Source organism: Glutamicibacter ardleyensis, assembly GCF_014644555.1.
In the GTDB taxonomy this organism is placed as follows: domain Bacteria; phylum Actinomycetota; class Actinomycetes; order Actinomycetales; family Micrococcaceae; genus Glutamicibacter; species Glutamicibacter bergerei.
The window spans coordinates 661,736-683,278 of the sequence record NZ_BMKX01000001.1 but is presented as its reverse complement, the minus strand read 5'-3'; the positions used below and the strand labels follow the sequence as shown (position 1 = coordinate 683,278).

Here is a 21,543-nt window from a genome sequence, read left to right as displayed (position 1 = left end):
CCTGTCGTCATACCCCGCTCAGCCGACCAGTGCCATCACCGGATCGGTGGTCGGAGCCTGGGATCCACCTGCCGGTTCCACGGTCAAAGCGATCGTTGTGCCCTCCGGCAAGGCGGGCAATTGTGCGCTCCAGTCGCCGTGGGGAACTACATCGGAGGGAACCGGCGTTCCGCCTGCAGCGATGGTCCACAGCTGGTAGTCGTGTTCCTGATCCATGGCCGGCAGATCGTGGCCGAGCACCACCGTGCCCTTGGAGGAGGCAAGCAGGGTCATTGCGCCATTGCCGTCCGGCATCTGTGCGTTGACCACCTTCACCTGCTGGCCGTCGAGCACTGAAAGCAACTCGTTGTTTTCGGATTCCGCGGTGATCGCACGCTGATGCTGGTTGACTGCGATAGCGCTCGGCACAGCGGCTAAGACCACTGCCGCGGCGGCGGCCGCAAGCCAACCGTAGCGAGGCATGGAGCGGCGCTTCTGTTCGCGGCGTTCGCTCAGCGAAATTGGCGCTGGGGATGCTTGCTCCGGAAGCTCGGCGAAGATCTTCTCACGCAAGTCAGCTGGGGGCTCCATAGCCGTAGCCCGGTCGAGGCGTGCCAGGGTCTCGCGGTATCCACGCAACCATTGGGCGGCCTGTTCGTTGGAGCTGACCAGTTTCTCGGCGCGTTCGCGCTCCTCGGGTGAATCAAAGGCTTCTAAAGCCAGCCCGGTCAACAGTTCATGGTCTTCGGTGCTCAATGAGCCGTCATGATTCTGGCGATCCACTTATGCCACCTCCAAACATGTTTTCAAGCGCTGCAAGGCGCTACGGATTCTTGATTTAACCGTGGCCAAAGGCATCTGCCGGCGTTCGGCCACTTGTGCGTAGGTGCTGCCACCGTAGTAGGTGTCAATGACCGTCTGCTTTTCCTTGACCGTCAAGGTTGCCAGGCAGTCGCGGACCTGCTCCGAATCGACTTGAGCCATCAGCTCGTCATCGATTTGCGCGACTTCCCGGTCAACGGTGAAGTTGCGGTCCTCGCGCGCGGTCCGCGCTTCCTCCGAACGGATCCGGTCTATGGCCCGGCGACGGGCTATCGTTGAGGCCCACGCGTAGATGGATCCGGCGCTCTGCGAGTACTGCTGCGCGTTGTTCCAAATTTCGAGCATAACCTCCTGAGTGACCTCGGAAGCTTGCGCGGTATTGCGAATCAGCCGCACCGAGATTCCATAAACCACCGGAGATAACTCCGTGTAGAGAGAATCGAAGGCCTGATGGTCTCCTTGGGCGACGCGTTGGCATAGACCGCTCCAATATTCGGTGGAGCCGGGGTTAACTTCTGCCCGTGTTCCAGTCCCGCTCGGTGCTCTGTCCATGGTGTTGAGAATATCACCGGAGCCGGTATTCGATTGTCCCGTGTCAGCTCTGTTCATATCTCCTTTTCCGCTGTTCGGCGAAGGTATCCACGACCTAGCCGGTCAAGAGGCTGTTAACCGCCCGATGGCCGGTGCTTGATGATCAAGCACCAAGTACCGGCCATCGGGCGGTGGACGTCTTGCTGGTAGTCCGCTTCGACTACTTCTTTGCTGGTGGCATCAACACTTCGTCTACCAGGTAGACGGTGGCGTTGGCGGTCTGCACGCCACCACAGATGACCGAAGCGCCGTTGACCTTCAGGTCATCTCCGCTGCCGGTGACCTCAAGATCCTGGCCTGCAACGGTGGTGTAGTCACCCGAAAGGTCTGCCGGTGCAATCTGGCCAGGTACTACGTGGTAGGTCAAGATGCCGCTGAGCGCATCTGCATCCTTGACCACTGCGTTGAGGTCCTTTTCAGGAATTGCTGCGAAAGCGTCATCAACGGGTGCGAAGACGGTGAACTCGTCACCGTTGAGGGTGTCCACCAAATCCACCTTTGGATTCAGTTTTCCGGACACCGCCGCGGTCAGCGTCTTGAGCAGCGGGTTGTTCGAAGCTGCCACGGCTACCGGGTCCTTGGCCATACCGGCTACCGAGCCGTCGCCACTTGGCACTGCTTCGGCGTAAGCCGCGCAACCCGAGCCAACGAGGTTAGCTGCTGGGTCCATGTCCGAGTCAGCCATTGGCGACTCACTGGCCATTGCCGAGCTGCTTGGGGCGGCCATGGAGCTGGAAGCCGATGGCTCTGCGGTTTCGGAGCCGGTCGAGCAAGCGGTCAATCCCATTGCTGCAACTGCGACCAGCGAGAGTGCTCCAACAAATTTGCGGTTGAGTGTCTGCATGTCTATCTCCTTGCCTTACGACGAGAACTCTCGTCGTATTTCCCCGACCCTGTTGGTGCGGGCTGTCATGAAGCATTCGGAGCGAGATGGGAAAAGGATTGAAATAAGTTGAAAAAACTTTCTGCGGATTCTCATCCGGTGGCTGTCACGCAGTTCAATGCGCCAAATGGGTCCTTCTGAAACCGCTTGAGATGGCGGCAGATTGCTGTTTGATGAAGCCGAATCTGCCGGTTCCGCTACCGATGGGCAACGCGTGGATTGCGTGAATGGGATCGCGTTGGGCGCTCGCCGGTTCCGCCTCGCCAGGCTCTGCCGGTAGGCACCAAGGGTGTCAATAGCCAGGTCCGCACCACGCCGTAGTGCGAGATGAAGGTATTCAGAACCTTGAAAACCATAGGGCTGGGCATCCGGCCGATCCGCCAAGGGCTCAGGTGGCTGACTCCAGCCCCAACGATTTTTCAGAGGGCGGACAAGCTGATCGCTGCGCGGCGTCAGGTTATGCATCTTCCGCGAGTCCAGGCATTGTAGCCAATGGTGCTTCAGGGATACGGCTAAAAGCCAGGCAGGCAGTGAGCGGGAACCTGATTCCAGCTCACTGCCTGCCTGGCGGCCGGTGCGGGGCGTTGACTCTCCAAGACCACAGCCATCTGCATTCAACTACGCAGTGCAGGGCCCGCTGCCGTATTTATGCGGCGCGGGCTGCCCTGTTCGCGACTCGGGTTGCGTAAACTAGAAGCCCCACATTTACCAACACGCCGACCCAGCCCACCACACCGGCAACTTGCGAATCACCGGCAGCAAGCAGCAGGCCGGTAGTGACAGCGCCAGCCAGTGCGACAGCAACGGAACCCCATAATAGGGGACCGGCTGCCCTGTGCCCCGCTGTCCACGCTTCATCGGAGGCGAGCGTGTGCTTGGTCTTCAAGCCGAAGACGCGGTTGGCCGATAAAGACCCTGAACGGGTCATTGAAGCCAGCATCGTACACATGAGGACAAACAGGATGCTAACTACGAGAGCTCCAAATGCCAGGTCTTCCATTTCATTTTCCTTTAACTAGGGGAGAAGTTGAATGCTTATCACTTGAGCCAAGCGTGTTTACGTGGGTGAAGTCAGCGGGTGTAGCAGTGATGGGAGCGGATCGCGGGGCACCTGGTGCATGAACCTGCTGTCTCAGTTGGATACCCGCCATAGCTGCGGCAACTCCGCCGATCATCACCAGGGCGAAGGACCATAGGCCGATGACTGCAATGATGCCCGTATGCAGGGCGACGCATAAAGCCAGCGAGACCAGGCGCGTGCGCTTCTTCCCGAAAATCAAGAAGTAGGCAATCGTCAGTTCGGCGGCGATAGTTCCCCACGTCAACATCAGTTCGACCAAGGGCATGGACGTTGCCCAATAGATCAGTTCTTGCAGGTGCTTTGGCGCACCGAAGAATTCACCGCGGGTTATGTAGTACACGGCGGTTCCGTCTTTCCACTCCTGGACCGAAAGCTTGGGGATTGCCGCGTTCACATAGATCCAAGCCATCTGAAGCCGAAGCCCCCAATGGGCGGCCCAAGTCAGCCCAAGCAGTACATTTCTCGGCCTGGTGCTCGGTGAAGCTCGATGCCAATGCGTCTTCCGGCGGTCGCCCAAAAGCAGGAAAACCAGAAATAGCGTGATAACTTGAGCCGCAGCCTCGCCACCGTCAGACAGCGAGATTCCCGTCGAGATGGATACCGTAGCCCAGTAATGCGGCACCGCTGTCAGAGCCGGGAAGAAGCCCGAGGCGACTACCACAAGAAGGGCAATGAGCAGTATTGAGACCCAAGGCTGGAAGCCGTCGTTGCCCAAGCAATAGGCTGTGAGGCTCCTCCATCCTTCGCAGTGCGGCTTTTGCGGTTCTCCGGAGACCGACACGAAAAGGTATGCGGTGGGCGTAAAGCAAAGTATGCTCAGCTGCGCCAAGGCAATCAGCGTCCGGCCGGACCCAATCCAGCGATCTGCCCCGTGGAAATTGCCGATCGCGTTCTCTGTAGGTTGAAGAATCCGGTTCAGCATGACACCTCCAGCAACGCTGCGCGTTTCGCGGTACGCGCTGAGGTGGAGAATTCTCTGAACGACCAGCGAACAGGCTCGGTTTCAAGCGCAACGATCGTTCCGCAGAGCGAGGCAGCGGAAGTCGTGGAATTGAACTTTTGCGGCGTACCGCCCTCATCCAGGAGGTCTTGCGCGCAGATCCCGGGTTCGCTCGACGTGCAGTCGACCCAACGGGTGACTTCGTTGACGTAGCCTGCCAGTTCGGGACCCTGGGCACGCTGTGCACGGGAGAGGCCCAGGAGATTTTTGAATTCGGCCTGAGGCGGCGCGAGCGCGGATACCGGTGCAGCATCATTGGTCACCGAAAAAGGTACGATCTCGCTTTCGCTCGGAGGCTTGGTGAAGAATGCCCAGCCTTGGGGGATCAGCTCGACACTTGTTTTCCTCAGCAGTGATCCGTCGCGGGAGGCCAGCACATTGCTCGGCAACGACATGGCAATCGTCAGCGCGAGAATCAGGACAAAGGCTATCAGTGACAGCAGGCCGCCCCAGGCCGCAGCTCGGCCTGGGGCGGCCTTTGATGGTGTATCTTGCATCGCGAGGCTAGCTGCTCAGCGCTCGTGTCATCTTTGCAATGAACTCATCGCGTTCAAACTCGGTAGTCTGGCTCGGATCGTCCATAAGGTAGACCCAGGCGATTGCCAAGGTCGCCACCGCGAACGTCGCAGCGGCCACATTCGCGTACACCACACCATTCGCCACGGCGAGCAGCGTTACGCCGACGCACACCTTGAACACGCCGCATCCGGCCGCATCAGCCACGGGAAGATTGCTCTTCTCCGACTGGCTGGCGGACTTCTTCTTGAGGTATTTCTGGAAAGAGGAAGTCAGGTCGGCCAGGGCCTTTTCAACTTGTTGGGGCTGCCCGGACGCGAGCCGCTTTTGAACGGAGGCAGCGGTTTTCGGGTCGAACTTCACGTAGTCGGCGATTACCTCTTCGAGTGCGGACTCATCCGTTGCGGGGCGATCCTCTGCAAATCCGAGGAATCTGACCAGCTCGGGGTTCTTCTCAGCGACCGGTCCGGATCCAGCCAAGAGCAGTTTCAGGGTGTCTTCAACCGAGTATGAGCTGACGGCTTCCAAGTGGCTGGATGCGGCGGCTGGTTTTGGAGCCGTGGTCTCATTGGCGAAAGCGGTTGTGGGGGCGACCAGAAGAGCCGCTGTGGCGGCCAGGGCGATGAGCTTTTTATTTTTCAAACCAGATTCCTAGATCCTCGTCGAGGTGTATGGGAAAAGCAAAGGTTGGAGCAACGGGAACTGTGCAGCCGATCAAAATAATTCAGATAAGCTAATTGATTTCCTTATTGATCGCATGACAATTGTATAAATGTATTTTTGTGCCCGCAATCATACTTTCGTAGGAGGGCGCACGGAAGCGTTTGGATGTGGCCAGCGGGGCAGTGCGTCCTAGCGGAAAACCTGATGATCCAGCGGTTGGTGAGCTCGCGAAGTTGTTGTCAGCATGCTTCGGAAAGCGGCTCTTGGTGGAGGGACAATGCTGTGGGTGGAGCGCTGTCCTCCTACTTTTGTAGGAGGGCAGCGCCGCTCTGGGGGTACGAGGTTCATCGGTGCAGTAGGCAAATGCCGAGACCTGCGTCAAGGAAAATTATTGCAAGCGAATCAAGCGCAGCGCGCTCGCCATCAGAGTGCTTCCGTGCAACGCCGCGGAGGACGCGGATGTCATTCAGTTTGCCGAAGAAGCGGTGCTCTGCGGACAACGCGGTAGGCAGTCTGCAGGCGACCGGGTGATCGGGCGGTTTATCAATTCGCGAAGGTATTGCCCCGGCTGTCCGGAACGAGGATCGAGATCTGGGAACGGCGCTTCCAGTGGATCGATGATTTCCAGCTAAAACCCACGTCAGCTGAACCTTTTGCGGCCCGTAATTGGCAATTATCGAGAGGCGCAAGCAGGCAAAGTGCGAGGGATAGGTCCATATCAAGACCATTGCTTTGATAGGTTCATGAGATCCGGAAGCGGTGCGCGTTGTCCTCGGCATCGGCTCAAAGGGCCGTCGGGCACTGCGATTCACCGGATTCTGTTGTTCAATTCTGCTCTGCTTTTTGTCGATGTTGAGTTGCCCAAGCCAACGAGGATCTTCAGGATCAGTCGATCAGGGTCTCTGCCAGGAGTCGGTAGGCGTTCAATCGGTCCTCGGGGTCACTGACGAGGGTATTGAGCATCAGCTCATCAGCACCGTGGGTGTCGGCCAAAGCCAAGATCTCGGTTCGAACCTTGGCCGGCGTTCCAACGATCAGTGCCTGGCTGCGCTCCTGGGCCCTGGCCCGTTCCGCAGTGCTCCACTGGTAGCGTGCGGCGGTGGCTGTTGAGGGGATAGGGCCGTCGTGCCCAAAATCCTTGCGCACCCGCCAGAGCAGCAGGGCTTCGGCCAGAGCCTGGGCCCGCTCCTCGGTTTCGGCGGTGACGAAGCGGACGGCTAAGACAGTGTGTGGAGTGTGCCCGGAAGCTACTGCGGCCTCGCGATAAGCGCTGGTCGCGGCCTCGCCACCGGTGGGGCGCAGGAAGTGGCCATGGACGTAGCCGGCACCGAGCGTTCCCGGCAATGGCGCGGACGAACCGCCGGCCCCCAATACCCATACGCGCCCGGCAGGCTCGCTGCCTGAGGCAGGGTGGCTAGCGTCGAGCTCGTGCACCAAAGACGCAACCTTTGCGGCATAATTCGGGTCACTGAGCGAGGCACGCCCCACTCCGGTATCCACCCGGTCCGGATGAACCGCCGAGAGCAGACCCATCGTTTCGGTGACTTTTTGGGCCGAGTAGTAGGGCAGGAGGATGGCCCCGGTGCCAACCCTGATCGTGGCTGTGCGTTCTAGCGCCAGAGCGGTCATTATTTCCGGGGCAGCGCTGGCGAAGGACTGCGAATTGTGGTGCTCGGCGAACCAGATGCGGTGGTAGCCAAGCGCGTCAGCATCCTGTGCCAGAGTTAAGCCGCTGGATAACGCGGCAGCCCGGGTGGGCGTATGTTCGGTGAGTGGAACCTGGTCAAGAATTGAGAGTCTCATGCCGACCGGCGTGCTAACTGATGCTTAGCGCTAAGCCCTAGCGGCATGATGAAGTCCTTTCGACGGTGACGGGTCCGCGGCCGAGTTTACCCCGTCGAGCGGTCAGGTGCTGGATGCGAGGCTGCAGTTGACGGTCGCAGTGGGGCGCAATCAATCAGCATTGCTGCTGGATTTGATCCTCATGTCACAACTGGTTGACGCTTCAACTAAAGTGGTGTTGTATTGAAGTATGGGACCACGGAAGTGGTCATACTTCATTGAAGGATTGGAGCGCATCATGGAACTCAACAACAAGGTCGCATTCATCACCGGTGGCGGTTCGGGACTGGGTCTGGCAACAGCCAAGACTTTCATCGCTGAAGGGGCCAAAGTGATGATCTTTGACTTCAATCCAAAATCTCAGGAAGTCGCAGACGAGATCGGCGCCAAGTTCTACCAGGGCGACGTATCAGATGCCGAGAACGTTGAAGCAGCAGTGGCCAAGACCGTCGAGGAATTCGGACGTGTGGACATTGCTGTTGCCTCGGCCGGTGTGGGTGGCGAAGGTGATGTGGTCACCTCGACCATTGACAACTGGGAACGCACCAACGGCATCGACTACTCCGGTGTTTTCTACACCAATAAGTACGTCATTGCCCAGTTGTTGAAGCAAGGTGACGGTGGCTCTGTCATCAACCTCGCCTCGATGTTCGGCATGGTCGCAGTTTCCAACAACATTGCTTACTCGGCATCCAAGGGAGGCGTGGTGAATATGACCCGTGCCGCCGGCACCATGTATGCCAAGGAGGGCGTCCGCGTGAATGCGGTGGCCCCTGGTGTTATCCGCACCCCATTAATTGATGAGCCAACTCTGGAGCAGTACGCCAAGTTGCACCCGGCGGGACGCGTGGGCGAGGCGCAGGAAGTAGCTGACTTAATCACCTTCTTGGCCAGCGACAAGGCAAAATTCATTACCGGCGCCGTTATTCCGGTGGATGGTGGCTATACCGCCGTCTAGGTCCTTGGCAAGATCTGCCATAGGAAAAGACCCTGTTTCACTGCACTGCTCCCCGGAAGTTGGACTGAGAAATCAGAAACCAATATCTGGGGAGCAGTTCAGTATCGGGTGATCAGGCACTAATTGCCTAAGGGGTCGATACCCTGCGCTCATGCGAAGCGAAGATCAGGAGAAATTCGCTACCTTGGCACGCACCATGTTCTGCGCAAAGAACTCGGTGATTTCTGCCCGTGCAGTCAAAGGCAAAACGTGGGCCACATACATGTCCGGTCGCACGATCACCAGCGCTCCCGCGCGGTCGATCTTGCGTGCCTCGAAGATGTCGTTGTGCGGAATTGCGGCGTAGACCTTCTCCCAATCGATCACCTGGCGGTGCCCGACCTTCGGCATGAACAGGCGTGGAACTGAGCCCAGATCCACGTCGTGGTAGCCCTGCTGATAGATGACCTTGGCGTCGAAGACGCTATCGATGTCCGTTCCCGCGGGAGTGAACTGCTTGACCGGGGAATCAGCGGAATTTTCCAGCCAGTCGGCCAGCTCGGTGACCGTCTGACCTGATTCGTCCGCGAAAGCGTACAACCGCCAGCGGCCGTCGGCACGGAAATGGTGGCCAAGCTGCACCGTGGTTGTATCGCAGACTCGGGAAACCTCGGCCGATTTGAAGCGCATGCCCAATGGGAAGTTCTGGGCAAGCTCCTGCCTTGCGCTGCTACCGATCAAGGAAGAGGTCGGGTACTTCGTGTCGAAGCCGCCGGGGAAGTTGGCGGTACTCGTAAAGAAGTCAACAATCTCGTGCGGGCCCGACATTTCCTCGGGACTCCGGGACATCATGGCCGACCATTCTTTGTCGTAGTCGATGAGTTTCTGTGCCACATCTTGCCGCTCGTCATTGTAGGTCTGTAGCAGGGACTCGTCACTGCGTCCTTCCAAGACCTGGCCGAGCTTCCACGCTAGGTTCCATCCGTCTTGGATGGAAACGTTCATGCCCTGTCCTGCCTTGGCGCTGTGCGTATGGCAGGCATCTCCGGCAATGAAGACGTGTGGGTTTAATGCAGGGTTCTTTTGAGCGGCCACATCGTCGAAGCTCTGTGCCACCGAGTGGCGGACCTCGTAGATGCTGAACCAGGTCACCTCCTTGACGTCCACGGTGTAGGGGGACAGGATGCGGTTGGCTCGTTCGATGGCTTGTTCGGCGGTGGTGGCCCGGACGCGTTCCCGGTTTTCCGGGGTAGGAGCATCTAGGGAGACGTAGAAGCGGGTCAGGAAACCACCTTCGCGAGGAATGAGCAGGATCGATCCGTCCTTGCCGGATGCGATGCCGCTGCGGGTGCGGAAGTCCGGGAAGTCGGTATTGGCCAGGATGTCCATGACGGCCCATGCTTGATCCGCCGGATCGGTGTGAACCTGCACGTCGATGCAGTCTCGCACCTTGCTGCGCGCTCCGTCGCAGCCCACCACGTATTTCGCACGTACGGTGCGCGGCTGACCATGCTCGTCTAGCAGCTTCACCTCTACTGGGTACTCGCCCTCTTCATGCACGGTCAGGTCCAGAAACTCAAAACCGTAGTTGATATTGATTCGCGCCGGACCATTTTCCGCGCGTCGCGCGAAGTAGTCGATAACCCGGGCCTGATTGACGGTGAGGATGGGGAATTCACTGACATAGGCTGGTGGATCATCGGCTCGAGCCCCGCGCGCGATTTGTGTTGGATCACCCGGTTTGGGACCCCAGAAGCTCATTTCACGCATATGCGCCGCTTCGTGGGCGATCTCTTCATAAAACTCGAAGGCCTGGAAAGTTTCGCAGCTGCGTGGAAAGAGCCCATCGGCGCGGCCCGCCACCAGGCGGTCGGGGCGGCGCTCGATGATGCGGGTGTGAACATCTGGATATTCGGTCAGCTGGGCGGCCTGCACGATGCCGGCAGGACCGGCGCCCACAATGAGCACATCCATGGTCTCAGGCAGTTCGGCGGTGCGATCAATGCCCGTGCCCTGTGCGGTTCTGATGCGTGGATCGCGGCCAATGTAACCGTCGTGGTGGTACTGCATCTTGTGGGCTCCTTAGCTGGGGAAGTGCTTCTTCGTCTCCGGATGGTGACGTGGAACACGTTGTGAACTGCTAGTAATCCTGCTCGGTTGGCAGGTGTTTCACCAGCCCGGACTTCCATCCAGCGGAAGGGCGCTGACAAGTCATTATTTGCAGATTTTTGCAGTTAAAAAGGCACGGCAGTAGGCAGCAGACCCCGTTTTACGGGGTCTGCTGCCTACTGCCGCTAGGGGTTCTGGCTAGCGCACCTGCCGGTGGATTGACTTGTAGCTCAGATACGCGGCTAAGCCTTCCGGACCGTATTCGGTGCCCAGGCCCGAATCGTGGCGGCCGCCAAAGGGGGCTGCATGATTTGAGGCGAAGAAGTTCAGCCCCACGCTTCCGGTGTCCAGCTGCTCGGCAACCCGCAGCGCGTGTTCCTCATCCGCGCCGAAGACCAGCCCGCCCAGGCCGAACTCGGTATTGTTCGCCAGCGCGATTCCTTGGGGTTCCGACTCGTATTTGAGCACGGTAATTACCGGTCCGAAGATCTCTTCACGCGAGATTCTCATCTCGGGTTCAACATCGGCGAAGACCGTGGGCTGAATGAAAAACCCGTCCGCCAGCTCACCTTGCAGCTGCGCCTTCGCGCCTCCGGTGACCGCACGGGCGCCTTGGGCATGTCCGGATTGCACATGCTCGAGCACGCTGTTGTACTGGCTGCGGTTGGCCGAGGGACCAAACACCGTGGCGGGGTCCAACGGATCCCCCTGCGATGCGGCGCTAATGGTGGACGCAATCACGTCCACCACCTCCTCATAGCGCCGCGCCGGGGCCAAGATGCGGGTAGAAATGTAACAGGTCTGGCCGGTATTGCGCATGCAGGAGCGGATCAGCCGCGAGCCCAGCACATCAAGATCAGCGTCCGGCAGGACTAACGCGCTGGATTTGCCGCCCAGTTCCAGGGTGACCGGACGCAGCAGTTCGCCGCAGGCTCCGGCGATCTTGCGTCCCACCGGGGTGGAGCCGGTGAACGCCACCTTGGACACCAGCCGGTGGCGCACCAGGGCATCTCCTAGCCGGCCCGGGCCGGTGACAAGGTTGGCTACGCCCGCCGGGACTCCGGCGGCCGCCAGCGCATCCATGATGATGCGGAAAGACAGCGGGGTAGGGGAAGCTGGCTTCATCACCACGGTGCACCCGGCTAGTAGTGCCGGGGCGAGTTTGATGACCATCAGGTTGATGGGGAAGTTCCACGGGGCAATGAGCGCGCACACACCTACCGGATCGCGGCGCACCAGCGACTGCCCGGCACCATTGGGGAAGGGGCGTAGATCCTCGTTTTCCAGCAACGGTGCCAGTGATGCAAAGTAGCGGAAGATGCTTGCGGCGTTAGCCGCCGCACCCGAGGTCTCGGAGACGGGGGAACCATTTTCCAAGGTGTTGGTCAGCGACAGTTCGGTGGCCCGGGCCTCGACCTCATCGGCGATGCGCAGCAGCAGGGCCGCGCGATCCGCGGGGGTGAAGGCCTTCCACGCTGAACTGCGCAGGGCCCGGTGTGCCGCGCCGACCGCCGCGTCCACGTCGTCTTCGGTACCTTCGGGCACCGAACCCCATACCTTGGCGGTGGCAGGGTCGGTGACTTCGATGCGGTTGGACCCCGTCGAGGCGACCCAATCACCATTGATGAAGTGGGTGTCCACGTGGCGGTAGGGGATCGTTAAAGAATCTCGGGTCATGGTGGTGGTGCTCATCTCAGGACCTCCGTGCGCAGCAGCTTGCGGGAGCGGGCCAGGTCTGCGGTCGCCATATCTACCGCGGCCTGGGTGATCAGTTCCGGAATGATCTCGGTTTCCAGCCGGTCGGTGTAGCGCGCCGGATCCTGGTCAAACCAGCCCGAGGCCAGGGCAATGCCGGCGTGGTCAAAACGCCACAGCCGGTCCGCGTCGCGCATCAGCGCGTCCTCCAAGGAGTAAGCCACCTGCCGGGTGTCATGCCCGTCGATAATCAAGCAGACCGCCTCGATGAATTCTTCGGCAAAGCCCAGTGAGGGCAGTACCCGGCGGGCTACAGCGCAGCCTTCGCGTTCGTGCTCGTAACGGATGTCTGCCTTGCGCCAGTCGCCGCGGAAGCCGTCGGAGATGATCTTGTCCTTGTCCACGTGGGCCCAGCCGGTGTCGTGCAGCAAGGTTGCCACCAGCACCAGGGTGCGGTCGGCCTCCGGGTAGGCATCACACAATCGGCGGGCGAAGGACAAGGAGATGGGCAGGTGGATGTCGTTGCCACGTGCACGGGTCTCGGGAACCACCGCGGCCCAGAGCCGATCAAGTTCTCCATCTTCATGGATATCCAGGGCAATGGGCCCAGTATTCACTTCACCGGTGGCCGGCAGTGGCCTGGTCTCATTCAGGGTTGTCATTTTGATCCTTAGGCAATCAAGGTCTTGAGTTGGGTGGCGGGGTTGCTGGCGGGGTCCGGGTTGATGTTCTTTCCCGCGGCGAGAGCCTGTTTGACCGCCATGAAATCCAGCGGAGCGTTGACGCAGTCCGCGGCGATGATATGTCCGGCACGGTAGTAGAGCACGGTGAACTTGCCTTTATCGGGAACTTCGCGGCGCACCGTAGCGTCAAATCCCATGGATAGCCCGGCGATCTGCAGTTTCATATTCCCCTGGTTGGACCAGAACCAGGGGATGCCCGCATAGGCTTCGCGCTGGCCCATCAGCGAATAGGCTGCCACCTTGGCATGCTCCACCGCGTTGTTCACCGATTCCAGACGGATGCGCTCGCCGGATGGTGAGCCGGGCACCGGGTTGGGCATATTGGCTACGTCGCCCACCACGATGGTGTGTCCGTCCGAGGCGACGGCGTGTTCGTCCACCACAATGCCATTATCGATTTTCAGCCCGAGTTTTTCGCCCAGCTGGGTATTGGGAATAACGCCGATACCAATCAGTACGATCTGCGCGGCAATTTCTTCGCCGCTCTCCAGCCGGACTGCTTGCACAGCGCCGTGGCCATCATCAACGATCTTTTCGATGCGTGCGGCGATGCGGATATCTAAGCCACGGTCGGTGTGTTGCTTGCGGAAGTATTCGCTGGTGTCTTCACCGACGGCACGGCCCACCAGACGCGTCCCGTATTCGAGGACGGTGACCTTTTTGCCCATGGCCTGCAACGAGCTGGCTGCCTCCAAGCCAATAAAGCCGCCACCGATGACCACCACGTCGGTGGCTTCCGGGGCCAGCGCCTTGAGCTTGAGCGCATCATCGGCGCTGCGCAGGTACACCACACCGTCCAACTGCGCTCCCGGGGCTTCGAAGAGCCGCGGCCGGGCGCCCACCGTCAGCGCCAACCTGGCGTAGGGGTAGGCGGTGCCGGAGCTTCCCACTGCTTCACCGCTGCCGTCGGGGCGCGGGGTGATCGATTCGATACGTTCGCCCTTGACCAGGGTGATGTTGTGTTGGATCCAGTAGTCGTTGGAGCGGAAGATCAGCGATTCGGAACCGACCTTGTCTTGCAAGAATTCTTTAGACAACGCCGGACGCTGGTAGGGGCGGTGGTCTTCCTCGCCCAGCAAGGTGATGTGCTCGGTGTAGCCTAGGGCGCGCAGCGAGATGGCTAGCTGCACCCCGGACTGCGAGGCTCCGATAATCAACAGTCCGGTGGCTGTGCCCGGGGCCGGGGCGTCGGCGCCGGCCAGTGAGGGGGAGAGGGTTTGGGTGCTCATGGCTACACCTGGGTTTCTGGGGTAGTGACGTGGATTTCCTGCTCTGCACACAGTTTGATCTGGCAGGACAGCCGGGAGTTCTCTTCGCGGTCCACCGCGGTGCCGTAGAGCATTTCGTCTTCCATCTCTTCCATGGGCTCCAGGGCCTCGAAGTCCTGGGCTGCGACGAAAACGTGGCAGGTGGCGCAGGACAGTGAGCCGCCGCATTCGCCGACGATGCCTTCCACGCCGTTGCGGACGGCGGTTTCCATAACGGAGTCCCCGGTGGTGGCCTCGATGACCTGGGTGGCACCTTCAAAATCGGTGAAGTGTACTTTCGCCATGATGTTTCTCCTGTTCGGGTTCAGCAGCTGAGCGGACTCAGATGAATTGGCGTCCGCCGTCGACGACGAGCGTTTGGCCGGTGATGAATGATGAGTCGGGGCCGGCCAGGAAGAGCGCGGCGCCCACAATGTCTTCGGGCACGCTGGCCCGCTTCAGTGATCCGCGGTCCACCCCGTAGCTGGCTGCGTCATCCATCAGGCTCAGGCTCGCCTCGGTGAGGGTGAATCCCGGGGCAATGGTATTGACCGAGATTTCACGCCGGCCCAGTTCCTTGGCCATCACGCGGGTCAGCGCGATCACCCCGCCCTTGGAAGCCACGTAGTGGGCCCACTGCTCGGAGCCCGAATACACGGTGGCGCTGGCCAGATTGATGATCCGGGAGCCTGCGCCTAAATGCGGGGACAGTGCACGGGAGACCATCCAAGGTCCCTTCAGATTCACATTCATGACCTTGTCCCATTCGTCCACGTCAATGTCTTCGAATTTTGACCGGGTCACGGTGGCGTAGATGGCGGCGTTGTTGATCAGCACGCCGATGGTTCCGCCGGCGAACTGCGCCGCGGCGGCGGCCAGCGCGTTGGTCGACGCGGTGTCGGTGACATCCACCTGGAAGGCCGCGGCGTCGCCTCCGGCCTGGCGGACCAGGTCCGCGGTTTCTTCGGTGCCGGCCAGATCGATGTCTGCGGCGGCGACCTTGTAGCCGCGGGCCGCGAATCCCAAGGCGAAGGCCCGGCCCAGGCCGCCGGCCGCGCCGGTGATGAGTACCGTCGGTGAGCTGTTCATGGCTTTGCCTTTCTACGGAAGTTTCTCAAAAGTGTGGGGGGTAGGGTGCCGGCCACTTGGGGGATTGGCCGGCACCCGGGGATGGTGAGGGTTATTCGGAAGAGCTTGGGGGATTTTCCGGGAAGACCTCGCCGGCAGGGGGATTAGTGCTGGTGGGCGTGGGAATGTGCTCCCGGCCCGGAAACCAATTCCATATTGCTCAGGATCTGCACGGTGCCCTTGGTTCCGTCAACACGCAGCAGATCTCCGGTCTTGATGGTGGTCGAGGCGCTTCCGGTGCCGGTGACGGCCGGCAGATCGTACTCGCGGCAGACGATCGCCGCGTGGCTCATCATGCCGCCGATATCGGTGACCGTGGCCTTGATCTTGCCGAAGATCGGACCCCAGGACGGGGCGGTGATCGGTGCGACCAGAATTTCACCCGCCTGGACGGAAGAGAGGTCATCGGCGTGCATGACCACCCGGGCGTGGCCCTCCACCAGTCCCGGGGAGGCTGCCATGCCCTTGAGCACGTTCTCCTCGGCGTCCTCGTCGTTGCCCAACCACGACTGCACCTGTTCGGTGGTGATGCCCCACAGCATGCGGGTGAACGGTTCGGTGATCACCTCGGGCGGGGTGTTCAGCGCAGGAGCCGGGCGGGCGGTCTTCAACGCATCAACAATCAAACGGCGCTTGGCGATCTTCTTGGGCAGGGCCACCGCGGCGATCGGGGTTCCGGCACCTACGCCGAAGTTTGTCACCAGGTCAAAGAGCACGTCGCGGACCTCATTGCGGCCCAGGTAGAGCAGGTCTTCGGGATCTTGGAAGACCCCTGCCTCGGTGAGCATTGTGGACAGCTCGCGCACCTTGCGCCAGAAGACGCCCATGGTCCAGTGCTCAATGTAGAAGTTGTGGTTTTCCACGTACGGGTAGGCGGTAGCCGCCAGCGAACGCTTGGCCTCGAAGATGGCTGCTGCCTCGTCATCGAGCAGCTCGGTGTACTCCTCGACGATGCGCTGCTTCTCCGCGATCAGCTTCTGTGTTGGGCGCAGGATCTGCGCACCATCCTGCACGCGGCTGACGTAGTCGGCGATGAAACCCAGCGGGATTTCCGGGTGCTCATTCCAGTACTTGTCATGAGCGTAGAAGCCGTTGCCGATGGTGAAGTTGAACCATGGCTCATGGGCCTCTTCCCACTGCTTGATCCAGCGCTCGCCGCCGGGAGCCGCCGCGATAGCGGCCAGGGTGGCTGCCGGATCATCGGTACGGGAGAAATGCTGAACAAGGTCCAGCTCGACCGCCAGCAGGGCGAGTGACTTGAGCTCATCATCGGGGCGGAACAGTTCCATGTCCACACCCTGGACCATGGTGGCGATGGACAGGTCAGGGATGTTGGGGAAAACTTCCTTGCAGAAGTTGAAGAAGTCCAGATACGCGATGTAGCCCAGGTTCAAAAATTCGAAGTGGTACTGCCAGTTCTGGTAGGTCAGCGAGATCAGCCGGTCATAGTTGTCCAACAGGATTTCCGAGCCGTCCTTGCCCACACCGTTGGTGATGTCCTCAAAGGGAACGATCTCCGGCAGCGGGTCAAAGCTGATCTGCTCCATGTCGGCAATGGTGCCCTTGACCTTGTCATGCCATGCGGCCAGCTTGTTCTCCCAATCCCCGAAGTAGTGGCCAATGCGGGCCTCAAACTCTGGAACGCGGGCGGCGATCTGATCTTCGGGCACCGGGATGGGCGACATGTACAGGTAGCCCAGGTGCACGCGGAACTCGATGCCGTTGGCGTTCGGGATCAGCAAGTGGCGGGCGTTGTATTGGCCCAGGCACTTCACCGCAAATTCACCGCCAATGGTTTCAAATGGCTTAAACACCGTTGGCCAGTGTGAGGAGTCGCAGAACCAGAACTTGGCGTCTTCCTCTTCCTTCAGCTCGTCCTGGAAGACCAGATAATACGGGTAGATCTCTTCCCATCCTTCGGCGCCGGCGGGGACCGGCAAATCGGATGGTTTAGGGAAGGACTTCATTGTCATGACTTGCACCCTTTCAGGCAGCGGCCGGGAGATCATCAACTGGCCGAGATGGTGGATAGAGCGAGAAAATTAACCGGTGATCTTCGTCAGCGAGGCGGTGATCGAAGAGACCGAACCATAACCGAGCGAGGAGGCGTAACCGCCGGCGCCGAGCTTGGGTGCGGCAGTAGTGGACGAATGCACTGTTTCCGGGCGGGACTGAAGCAGCAGCAGGTTCTGGCCGTCGGGAAGATCGGCGTCCAGGGCCCACTCGATATCCTGCGGGCTCTTGTAATGCTTCTCCGCGCGTTTGGCCATCTGAGCCACCGCTTCAAGTTCGGAGCTGGTCAAGCACAGGACGTTGCGGCGCTGCGGTTCAACTTCGCGTTCCACCAGACAGTTGGTGGCCGGATCCGGGATGAGTTCGGCGTGCTTGTCGCCGATATGCTCGGTGATCACCGCCAAGGTGACCTTGTCCAACTGGATGTTATCCGGGGTGACGGTGCCCGAGACGACCATTTCACCTACACCCCAGGACGCGTCCACGGTGATCTTGGAGCGGTCCCCGTTGGTGGGATCTAAGGTCATGGCGACTCCGGCGACCCTGGCGTTGACCATCTTCTGCACCACGACCGCCATGCACAATCCCTCATCCGGGATGTTGTTCTTGATGCGGTAGATGATGGCGCGTGAGGTGTACAGCGAAGCCCAGCAGGCCCGGATGTGCTCGGCCACCGCAGGATAGCCGTTGAGCCACAAATAGGTGTCCTGCTGCCCGGCGAAGGAGGCGTCTGGCAAGTCTTCGGCGGTGGCCGAGGAACGCACCGCCAGCGGAGCCTCGGATTCAAAGCGGGACTGCAAATCGGCGTAGGCCTGGCGGGTGACCTCGCTCAACTCGGCGGGGACCGGGCGGGAGGTAATCAGTTCCCGGATCGCCGCACTGGCCTGATCCACCGCTTGGATGTCTTCGGGGTCAAGCTGGGCTAGGTGTTCGTTGATGGCCTGGTCCAGTCCGGCGCCCATGAAGGCGCGGAAGGCCGCGGTATTAACAACAAATCCGGGAGGCACCGGCATGCCAGCGGCGGTCATGGTGACCAGCGAAGCGCCCTTGCCGCCCAAGGAGTCCAAGGTGGGAGCTAAGCCGCCGTCGAAGAATTCAATGAAGTCGTTGTTGCTCATGATGTTCTACTTTCGAAGTAAATTCAGTGCGCGTTCAGGGAGACGTTGATTTGCTCGGGGACGCGGAAGGAGAGGTTTTTGCGGAAGCTGATGTGCTCACCGTCCAGCAGCTGAAGATCTGGCAGTGCGCTGGTGAGCTCTTCCAATGCGATCTTGGCCTGGAGTTTGGCCAGCATATTGCCCAGGCAGTAGTGGATGCCGAAGCCGAAGGACAGGTGGTCCCGTGCGTTGGAACGGGAAATGTCGAAGTCCTCACCGTTTTCAAAGCGGGATTCATCGCGGTTGGCCGAGCCCATCAGCAGCAGCAGCTCTCCACCTTCGGGGATCGCCACCCCTGCAACCTCGGTGTCTTCCAGTGCCTTGCGCCGCCAGCCGACTATCGACCCGGAGTAGCGCAGCACTTCATCAATGGCCTTGGGGATTTGCTTGGGTTCGGCGCACAGCGCTTCCCAAGCCTCGCGGTGATCGAGCAGGACACGCACGCAGTTGGAAATGAGCGTGGTGGTGGTTTCGTGGCCGGCGAAGAGCAGCGAGTAGAGCAGCGATGCAATCTCGTGGTCGCTGATTTCGCCGCCCTCGGACTGCGCCTTGACCAGGTCTGCGGTCAGGTCGTCGCCGCCTTCGGCATGTGCGCGGGCTACGATTTCCTGGCAGCGATTCCAGTATTCGACCAGGTTGTGCGCGTGCGGGATTTGCTCCTCGTCGCTCAAATCTCCCCAGGTCATCGCGGCGCGTGAGTCACTCCAGCGTTTGTAGGTGTCCACCGAGGAGGTATCCTCGCCGATCAGGGTCAGGATGGTGACCGTGGGCAGCGAGTAGGCCAGATCCGCGACGATGTCGCCATGATCATCACCGCGGTCCAGCATCGCTTTGATGGAGGCCTTCACGTTTTCGCGGATCAATGGTTCCAACGCTTTAAAGCGGCGTGGGGTGAAGGCCTTCTGCGCAATGGCCCGGATGCGGGTGTGCTCTGGGGGCCTGCGGGCGGAGAGTCCGGAGTAGGTGGTGAACCCGCCCTCGGTCATGATTTGGGTGGCCTGCGGTCCGCGCTTGCGCACCGGTGCCTGGGCATTCTCCGAGGAGAACGTCTCCCACTTTTCGAAGACTTCCTTGACGTCGTCATAACGGGTGACCACGTACAGGCCGGTTCGCTCATCAAACATCACCGGTTGCTCGCTGCGCATACGTGCATACGCCGGAAACGGATCTTCCATGGCGAATGGTTCGTAGCCGTGGTGGTCCGCCGGGGCCTGCGCGCCGTAGCCCATTGGGCATCCACCGGAGACTGCTGGGGTGCTGGTCATGAGATGTGGCTCCTCGGGAAATTGCGGATACGCGAATCTGTGATCCACGTAACGTTTACTGATCCCAAGTGTTACCCACGGCATACTCGAACGGAAGGTGCATCTTCCGTCCAGTGGAAGTTGTCTTTCTGCCTAGGGTCGGTCCTCATCCTCGTCTAGGTCCGGAATGTTTTTGTCCTTGCCGGTGATCACACCAAGCAGCGTTTCCAGCGGAATATGCACTGTCGCAGCTTCCAGGCGTTTAGCAATGCCGTTGAGAACCGGCAGGTGGCGCTCCATATTGGATGCGTGCGAAGAGGGGACAACTAAACCTATGGAGCACCCCAGACGACCGGTGTGATACACCGGAACCGCGATGGAGCAGGTGCCCAGCCGCACTTCTTCCCGGGTGACCGCAAAGTTGTTCGCCCTGACCTGTTCCAGTTCCTTGCGCAGCTGAATGGGGGAGGTATGGGATTGCGCGGTAAGCGATTCCAGCGGATGCTCCAAATAGGCGTCCATCACCCAGGCTTCAGAAAAAGCCAGGATCACCTTGCCCACCGCCGTGGCATGCAGGGGTAGCCGGCCGCCGACCCGCGAGGCCCGGGCGATGCGTTTGGTGCCATACACCCGGTCGATGTACAACGCCGAGTTGCCGTCCCGGATGGCCAGCTGACTGGTTTCGCCGGTGAGTGAAAAAAGATCCTGGACAAAGGGTCGGGCGGTATCGCGCAGCTGCCTGCCGGTGTTCTGCGCGATGGACCACAGCCGCAGACCCAGTTGGATTCCGCCGTTCGGGGTGCGGCTGAGCATGCCGGCTTCGATGAGCTCGCCGACCAGCCGGTGCGTGGTGGACAGCGGCAGGTTCGCGGACGCGGCGATTTCGGTCAGGCTCAAGGCGCGCCGGGTCGTTTCAAAAGCCGCCAGGATGGCCAGGATTTTAGAGGTGACGCTGCGTCCGGGCTGCGAGGTGCCACCGGCCATGAGTTGCTCCTTGGGTGCAGAACTAGCTTGGTGAGTCCAAGGCTAGCCGTTGCTCGAAGAGATTGGCGCGTTCCACCGCGAGCAAACCGGTGGCGATGATGCGCGCAGTGTCGGTAAACAGGTGGTTGATGACCCGTGATTCGCACAGGTCCACCGCCTGCAGCCGGGTCAGCCCGAACCAGTCCATCACCGTGTCGATCCCGTGGGGAGTCAGCCGCCAGAGCTTGTCCGCGTCCTTGACCAGGCTGTCTTCTAAGCTGGTGGATTCCTTGCGGGAATCGTGGCCATCGATGATGAAGCTGATGCGCTCTAGGACGTCCGGGCCGACCCCGTGTTTTGCCAGGAGTTCTCCGGCCAGTCGGGCGCCTTCTTTTTCATGCTGTAAGACCAGCTCTTTATTTCCGCCGCCCGGGGCGATGGCCGAGAGTACCAAATCTGGCACTACGGATGACCAGCCGATATCGTGCAGCAGTATGGCCGGCAAGACAATATCCGGGTCGGCGTGCCGGTGGTGGCTGAGCAGCGTCTTGGCCAGCGATACCGCGTAGAGGGTGTGCGCGTCGTTGCTGCGCACCAGCAGATACCCCTTAGCGTCTTCCCAGAGACTGGCTAGCAGCGGGTGCTGCTCGAAGAGCGTTGCCGGGCTTGGTCCGAGAAAGGCTGAAACATTGTGGCCATAAAAATTTGTTTCCGGCTGCAGCTTAGTCATGGGGCAATAGTTGCAGAGCAATCACCGCACGGCTAGTGCGTGCTTCCATCCAGTGGATGCCGTATAAAGGAGGCCCGGCCCATGGCCGGGTGCTACCTCGCTGGTCGCAGCCGGGCCGACGGATTTTCCACCTGCCGGTTGAGGTGTCGGGCACGCGCGGACTTGTAGGCTGAAGATTGGGGCCGGAGCCCGGTACCCGT

At 60.4% G+C, this 21,543-nt stretch carries 20 protein-coding genes; 1 reads left to right on the top strand and 19 read right to left on the bottom strand.

The window, feature by feature from the left end:
• Positions 1-18: 18 nt before the first annotated feature.
• The 8 genes from IEX04_RS03075 to IEX04_RS03040 form a co-directional block, all read right to left on the bottom strand.
• Positions 19-762 carry an anti-sigma factor gene (locus IEX04_RS03075; RefSeq protein WP_188683589.1) on the bottom strand — a complete coding sequence of 248 codons (744 nt, stop codon included), beginning with the start codon at positions 760-762 and terminating at the stop codon, positions 19-21.
• Complete coding sequence (locus tag IEX04_RS03070) at positions 763-1,410, bottom strand: sigma-70 family RNA polymerase sigma factor (protein ID WP_188683587.1); 648 nt, start codon at positions 1,408-1,410, stop codon at positions 763-765.
• Positions 1,411-1,552: 142 nt separating this feature from the next.
• The gene (locus IEX04_RS03065) at positions 1,553-2,236 is read right to left on the bottom strand and encodes a fasciclin domain-containing protein (protein ID WP_188683585.1); all 684 of its coding nucleotides are present in this window, start codon (positions 2,234-2,236) and stop codon (positions 1,553-1,555) included.
• Positions 2,237-2,921: 685 nt separating this feature from the next.
• Entirely contained in the window at positions 2,922-3,275 is a 354-nt protein-coding gene (locus tag IEX04_RS03060; protein WP_188683583.1) for an SdpI family protein, read from the bottom strand.
• Position 3,276: 1 nt separating this feature from the next.
• Positions 3,277-4,278, bottom strand: coding sequence for a sporulation-delaying protein SdpB family protein (locus IEX04_RS03055; RefSeq protein ID WP_188683581.1), 1,002 nt, complete (start codon positions 4,276-4,278; stop codon positions 3,277-3,279).
• Positions 4,272-4,853, bottom strand: coding sequence for an SdpA family antimicrobial peptide system protein (locus IEX04_RS03050; protein ID WP_188683579.1), 582 nt, complete (start codon positions 4,851-4,853; stop codon positions 4,272-4,274). The genes IEX04_RS03055 and IEX04_RS03050 overlap by 7 nt, the downstream gene beginning before the upstream one ends.
• 7 nt (positions 4,854-4,860) lie before the next feature.
• Positions 4,861-5,514, bottom strand: coding sequence for a sporulation delaying protein family toxin (locus tag IEX04_RS03045; protein WP_188683577.1), 654 nt, complete (start codon positions 5,512-5,514; stop codon positions 4,861-4,863).
• A gap of 906 nt (positions 5,515-6,420) precedes the next feature.
• Complete coding sequence (locus tag IEX04_RS03040; RefSeq protein WP_188683575.1) at positions 6,421-7,338, bottom strand: LLM class flavin-dependent oxidoreductase; 918 nt, start codon at positions 7,336-7,338, stop codon at positions 6,421-6,423.
• A gap of 277 nt (positions 7,339-7,615) precedes the next feature.
• Between IEX04_RS03040 and IEX04_RS03035 the strand changes: the two genes are divergently transcribed.
• A complete protein-coding gene (locus tag IEX04_RS03035; RefSeq protein ID WP_188683573.1) occupies positions 7,616-8,335 on the top strand; it encodes an SDR family NAD(P)-dependent oxidoreductase in 720 nt (239 codons plus the stop codon).
• Between the two features lie 165 nt (positions 8,336-8,500).
• On the opposite strand, the gene IEX04_RS03030 is transcribed toward IEX04_RS03035, so the two are convergent.
• The 11 genes from IEX04_RS03030 to IEX04_RS02980 form a co-directional block, all read right to left on the bottom strand.
• Positions 8,501-10,384 (bottom strand): FAD-dependent monooxygenase, encoded by a 1,884-nt coding sequence (locus IEX04_RS03030; RefSeq protein WP_188683571.1) that lies wholly within the window; start codon positions 10,382-10,384, stop codon positions 8,501-8,503.
• A gap of 237 nt (positions 10,385-10,621) precedes the next feature.
• The gene (locus IEX04_RS03025; protein ID WP_188683569.1) at positions 10,622-12,115 is read right to left on the bottom strand and encodes an aldehyde dehydrogenase family protein; all 1,494 of its coding nucleotides are present in this window, start codon (positions 12,113-12,115) and stop codon (positions 10,622-10,624) included.
• Positions 12,112-12,780: an HD domain-containing protein gene (locus IEX04_RS03020; RefSeq protein ID WP_096254382.1), complete on the bottom strand. Its 669-nt coding sequence runs from the start codon at positions 12,778-12,780 to the stop codon at positions 12,112-12,114. The genes IEX04_RS03025 and IEX04_RS03020 overlap by 4 nt, the downstream gene beginning before the upstream one ends.
• Positions 12,781-12,788: 8 nt before the next feature.
• Entirely contained in the window at positions 12,789-14,090 is a 1,302-nt protein-coding gene (locus IEX04_RS03015) for an NAD(P)/FAD-dependent oxidoreductase (protein WP_188683567.1), read from the bottom strand.
• A gap of 2 nt (positions 14,091-14,092) precedes the next feature.
• Complete coding sequence (locus tag IEX04_RS03010; protein WP_096254384.1) at positions 14,093-14,413, bottom strand: 2Fe-2S iron-sulfur cluster-binding protein; 321 nt, start codon at positions 14,411-14,413, stop codon at positions 14,093-14,095.
• A 37-nt stretch (positions 14,414-14,450) separates the two neighbouring features.
• Positions 14,451-15,197, bottom strand: coding sequence for an SDR family NAD(P)-dependent oxidoreductase (locus IEX04_RS03005; protein ID WP_188683565.1), 747 nt, complete (start codon positions 15,195-15,197; stop codon positions 14,451-14,453).
• Between the two features lie 143 nt (positions 15,198-15,340).
• Positions 15,341-17,209, bottom strand: a complete 1,869-nt coding sequence (locus IEX04_RS03000; RefSeq protein ID WP_188683563.1) for a PEP-utilizing enzyme — start codon at positions 17,207-17,209, stop codon at positions 15,341-15,343.
• Between the two features lie 69 nt (positions 17,210-17,278).
• Positions 17,279-18,367 carry a PEP/pyruvate-binding domain-containing protein gene (locus IEX04_RS02995; protein ID WP_096254387.1) on the bottom strand — a complete coding sequence of 363 codons (1,089 nt, stop codon included), beginning with the start codon at positions 18,365-18,367 and terminating at the stop codon, positions 17,279-17,281.
• A 23-nt stretch (positions 18,368-18,390) separates the two neighbouring features.
• The gene (locus IEX04_RS02990) at positions 18,391-19,671 is read right to left on the bottom strand and encodes a cytochrome P450 (protein WP_188683561.1); all 1,281 of its coding nucleotides are present in this window, start codon (positions 19,669-19,671) and stop codon (positions 18,391-18,393) included.
• A 132-nt stretch (positions 19,672-19,803) separates the two neighbouring features.
• Positions 19,804-20,634, bottom strand: a complete 831-nt coding sequence (locus IEX04_RS02985) for an IclR family transcriptional regulator (protein WP_188683559.1) — start codon at positions 20,632-20,634, stop codon at positions 19,804-19,806.
• Between the two features lie 22 nt (positions 20,635-20,656).
• Positions 20,657-21,343, bottom strand: coding sequence for an HD domain-containing protein (locus IEX04_RS02980; RefSeq protein WP_096254390.1), 687 nt, complete (start codon positions 21,341-21,343; stop codon positions 20,657-20,659).
• Positions 21,344-21,543 lie beyond the last annotated feature (200 nt).

What these genes read in the sequence shown, in the direction of transcription:
- IEX04_RS03035 (WP_188683573.1), top strand. Translation starts at nt 7,616, where the DNA reads ATGGAACTCAACAACAAGGTCGCATTCATCACCGGTGGCGGTTCGGGA.
- IEX04_RS02985 (WP_188683559.1), bottom strand. Translation starts at nt 20,634, where the DNA reads ATGGCCGGTGGCACCTCGCAGCCCGGACGCAGCGTCACCTCTAAAATC.
- IEX04_RS03010 (WP_096254384.1), bottom strand. Translation starts at nt 14,413, where the DNA reads ATGGCGAAAGTACACTTCACCGATTTTGAAGGTGCCACCCAGGTCATC.
- IEX04_RS03015 (WP_188683567.1), bottom strand. Translation starts at nt 14,090, where the DNA reads ATGAGCACCCAAACCCTCTCCCCCTCACTGGCCGGCGCCGACGCCCCG.
- IEX04_RS03065 (WP_188683585.1), bottom strand. Translation starts at nt 2,236, where the DNA reads ATGCAGACACTCAACCGCAAATTTGTTGGAGCACTCTCGCTGGTCGCA.
- IEX04_RS02990 (WP_188683561.1), bottom strand. Translation starts at nt 19,671, where the DNA reads ATGACCAGCACCCCAGCAGTCTCCGGTGGATGCCCAATGGGCTACGGC.
- IEX04_RS03070 (WP_188683587.1), bottom strand. Translation starts at nt 1,410, where the DNA reads ATGAACAGAGCTGACACGGGACAATCGAATACCGGCTCCGGTGATATT.
- IEX04_RS03055 (WP_188683581.1), bottom strand. Translation starts at nt 4,278, where the DNA reads ATGCTGAACCGGATTCTTCAACCTACAGAGAACGCGATCGGCAATTTC.
- IEX04_RS03000 (WP_188683563.1), bottom strand. Translation starts at nt 17,209, where the DNA reads ATGACAATGAAGTCCTTCCCTAAACCATCCGATTTGCCGGTCCCCGCC.
- IEX04_RS03060 (WP_188683583.1), bottom strand. Translation starts at nt 3,275, where the DNA reads ATGGAAGACCTGGCATTTGGAGCTCTCGTAGTTAGCATCCTGTTTGTC.
- IEX04_RS03040 (WP_188683575.1), bottom strand. Translation starts at nt 7,338, where the DNA reads ATGAGACTCTCAATTCTTGACCAGGTTCCACTCACCGAACATACGCCC.
- IEX04_RS03025 (WP_188683569.1), bottom strand. Translation starts at nt 12,115, where the DNA reads ATGAGCACCACCACCATGACCCGAGATTCTTTAACGATCCCCTACCGC.
- IEX04_RS03005 (WP_188683565.1), bottom strand. Translation starts at nt 15,197, where the DNA reads ATGAACAGCTCACCGACGGTACTCATCACCGGCGCGGCCGGCGGCCTG.
- IEX04_RS03020 (WP_096254382.1), bottom strand. Translation starts at nt 12,780, where the DNA reads ATGACAACCCTGAATGAGACCAGGCCACTGCCGGCCACCGGTGAAGTG.
- IEX04_RS03050 (WP_188683579.1), bottom strand. Translation starts at nt 4,853, where the DNA reads ATGCAAGATACACCATCAAAGGCCGCCCCAGGCCGAGCTGCGGCCTGG.
- IEX04_RS02980 (WP_096254390.1), bottom strand. Translation starts at nt 21,343, where the DNA reads ATGACTAAGCTGCAGCCGGAAACAAATTTTTATGGCCACAATGTTTCA.
- IEX04_RS02995 (WP_096254387.1), bottom strand. Translation starts at nt 18,367, where the DNA reads ATGAGCAACAACGACTTCATTGAATTCTTCGACGGCGGCTTAGCTCCC.
- IEX04_RS03030 (WP_188683571.1), bottom strand. Translation starts at nt 10,384, where the DNA reads ATGCAGTACCACCACGACGGTTACATTGGCCGCGATCCACGCATCAGA.